2 protein-coding genes are annotated in these 3,000 nt (G+C 36.6%); both read left to right on the top strand.

Going from position 1 to position 3,000, the window contains the following annotated elements:
- The first annotated feature begins 451 nt into the window (after positions 1-451).
- Complete coding sequence (gene msr(E), locus FTT91_RS14335; protein WP_000052512.1) at positions 452-1,927, top strand: ABC-F type ribosomal protection protein Msr(E); 1,476 nt, start codon at positions 452-454, stop codon at positions 1,925-1,927.
- Between the two features lie 55 nt (positions 1,928-1,982).
- A complete protein-coding gene (locus FTT91_RS14330; RefSeq protein ID WP_000155092.1) occupies positions 1,983-2,867 on the top strand; it encodes an Mph(E) family macrolide 2'-phosphotransferase in 885 nt (294 codons plus the stop codon).
- The last annotated feature ends 133 nt before the right edge of the window (positions 2,868-3,000 follow it).

Here is a 3,000-nt window from a genome sequence, read left to right as displayed (position 1 = left end):
ATTTCGTATAAGGTGTATTATGTTAATTTTAGAAAATCTTCACTACTATTATTTTAAAATAAGCCTTATATCCAAGCATAAAACAAGGTTGTCTAGACTTCTTTTAACAGTAAAGTTATCATAAAACTGAATTTTATTTTTTAGGTAAGTTTATGCATTCTATCCGCATTCGTTAAGACACAACTATTTGCATAGTGACACTATTTTATAATGGTGGGCTTTTGTTGTGTCTTTAAGAATATATGCGGATATATAAAGTAAAAGTATGCTTAATTTATAAGTATGCTTTTAGTGCATAGTTTCCAGTTATAACTTAATTGACTAGCTATTTGTCCACCCTGTGGATGAATAGCTTTTTTTTTGGGAGGACACTGTGATGCTAGCTTTTGTTTTCACCTAAATCCTGTTTGCTGCATAAAAAATTTCAAGAGCTAAACAGGAGTAAATAAAAATGAGTTTAATTATTAAAGCGAGAAACATACGCTTGGATTATGCTGGGCGTGATGTTTTGGATATTGATGAATTGGAAATTCACTCTTATGACCGTATTGGTCTTGTGGGTGATAACGGAGCAGGAAAGAGTAGTTTACTCAAAGTACTTAATGGCGAAATTGTTTTAGCCGAAGCGACATTACAGCGTTTTGGTGATTTTGCACATATCAGCCAACTGGGCGGAATCGAAATAGAAACGGTCGAAGACCGGGCAATGTTATCTCGCCTTGGTGTTTCCAATGTACAAAACGACACAATGAGTGGCGGAGAGGAAACTCGTGCAAAAATTGCTGCCGCATTTTCCCAACAAGTACATGGCATTCTAGCGGATGAACCAACCAGCCACCTTGATCTCAATGGAATAGATCTACTTATTGGTCAACTTAAAGCATTTGATGGAGCATTACTTGTTATCAGTCATGACCGATATTTTCTTGATATGGTTGTAGACAAGATATGGGAGTTAAAAGACGGTAAAATTACGGAATATTGGGGTGGTTACTCGGATTACTTGCGTCAAAAAGAAGAAGAGCGACAACACCAAGCCGTAGAATATGAGCTGATGATGAAGGAACGGGAGCGATTAGAATCTGCTGTGCAAGAAAAACGCCAGCAAGCTAATCGATTAGACAATAAGAAAAAAGGAGAAAAATCCAAAAACTCTACCGAAAGTGCTGGACGACTTGGGCATGCAAAAATGACTGGCACCAAGCAAAGAAAACTGTATCAGGCAGCTAAGAGTATGGAAAAGCGTTTGGCTGCATTAGAAGATATTCAAGCACCAGAGCATTTGCGTTCTATTCGTTTTCGTCAAAGTTCAGCCCTAGAACTGCACAATAAGTTCCCGATTACGGCAGATGGTCTGAGCTTAAAATTTGGTAGCCGTACTATCTTTGATGACGCTAACTTTATAATACCGCTTGGCGCTAAAGTCGCTATAACTGGATCGAATGGAACAGGGAAAACGTCCTTGTTAAAAATGATATCAGAACGTGCTGATGGATTAACCATATCTCCAAAAGCTGAAATTGGCTACTTTACACAAACAGGATATAAATTTAACACGCATAAATCTGTGCTCTCCTTTATGCAGGAAGAGTGCGAGTACACAGTTGCGGAAATTCGTGCAGTATTGGCTTCAATGGGGATCGGAGCGAATGATATTCAAAAAAACTTATCCGACTTATCGGGAGGTGAAATCATCAAACTGCTTTTATCCAAAATGCTTTTAGGAAAATATAATATTTTGCTTATGGATGAACCAGGAAACTATCTTGACCTAAAAAGTATTGCCGCATTAGAAACAATGATGAAGTCCTATGCAGGAACTATTATCTTCGTATCTCATGACAAGCAATTGGTCGATAATATTGCTGACATTATCTACGAGATCAAAGACCACAAAATCATCAAGACTTTTGAGAGAGATTGTTAATGATAGCCAATCTAATCCGAACATTAATTATTGAACTCTTTAAAGGAAATTAAAAATGACAATTCAAGATATTCAATCACTTGCTGAAGCACACGGCTTGTTGCTTACGGACAAAATGAATTTCAATGAAATGGGCATTGATTTTAAGGTCGTTTTTGCTCTTGATACAAAGGGGCAACAATGGTTGCTGCGTATTCCTCGTCGTGATGGCATGAGGGAACAAATCAAGAAAGAAAAACGCATTTTAGAATTGGTAAAAAAACATCTTTCTGTAGAGGTTCCTGATTGGAGAATTTCATCTACAGAATTAGTGGCTTATCCCATACTTAAAGATAATCCTGTTTTAAATTTGGATGCTGAAACCTATGAAATAATTTGGAATATGGACAAAGATAGCCCGAAATACATAACATCTTTGGCAAAAACCTTATTTGAAATCCATAGTATTCCTGAAAAAGAAGTTCGGGAAAATGATTTGAAAATTATGAAACCTTCAGATTTAAGACCTGAAATAGCAAACAATTTGCAGTTAGTAAAATCTGAAATTGGTATAAGTGAGCAATTGGAAACCCGCTACAGAAAATGGTTGGATAATGATGTTCTATGGGCAGATTTCACCCAATTTATACATGGCGATTTATATGCTGGGCATGTACTAGCTTCAAAGGATGGAGCTGTTTCAGGCGTTATTGATTGGTCAACAGCCCATATAGATGACCCAGCGATTGATTTTGCTGGGCATGTAACTTTGTTTGGAGAAGAAAGCCTCAAAACTCTAATCATCGAGTATGAAAAACTAGGGGGTAAAGTTTGGAATAAACTATATGAACAGACTTTAGAAAGAGCAGCGGCCTCTCCTTTGATGTATGGTTTATTTGCCTTAGAAACTCAAAATGAAAGCCTTATCGTTGGAGCAAAAGCTCAGTTGGGAGTTATATAATTTAAAAATATGATTGCTGAGAACTGCCTTGTTTTGAAACTTGGTTGGCTTTAATTAGTTTTTAGTATTCTTTATAGAAAATGCCTCGATCAAGGGGCATTTCTAACAATCATTTAACATAAAATTTCTTATG

This window comes from Acinetobacter sp. YH12021, from assembly GCF_013420145.1.
In the GTDB taxonomy this organism is placed as follows: domain Bacteria; phylum Pseudomonadota; class Gammaproteobacteria; order Pseudomonadales; family Moraxellaceae; genus Acinetobacter; species Acinetobacter towneri.
The sequence above is the reverse complement of the archived record's forward strand: the minus strand, read 5'-3'. Positions and strand labels throughout refer to the sequence as shown.

What these genes read in the sequence shown, in the direction of transcription:
- FTT91_RS14330 (WP_000155092.1), top strand. Translation starts at nt 1,983, where the DNA reads ATGACAATTCAAGATATTCAATCACTTGCTGAAGCACACGGCTTGTTG.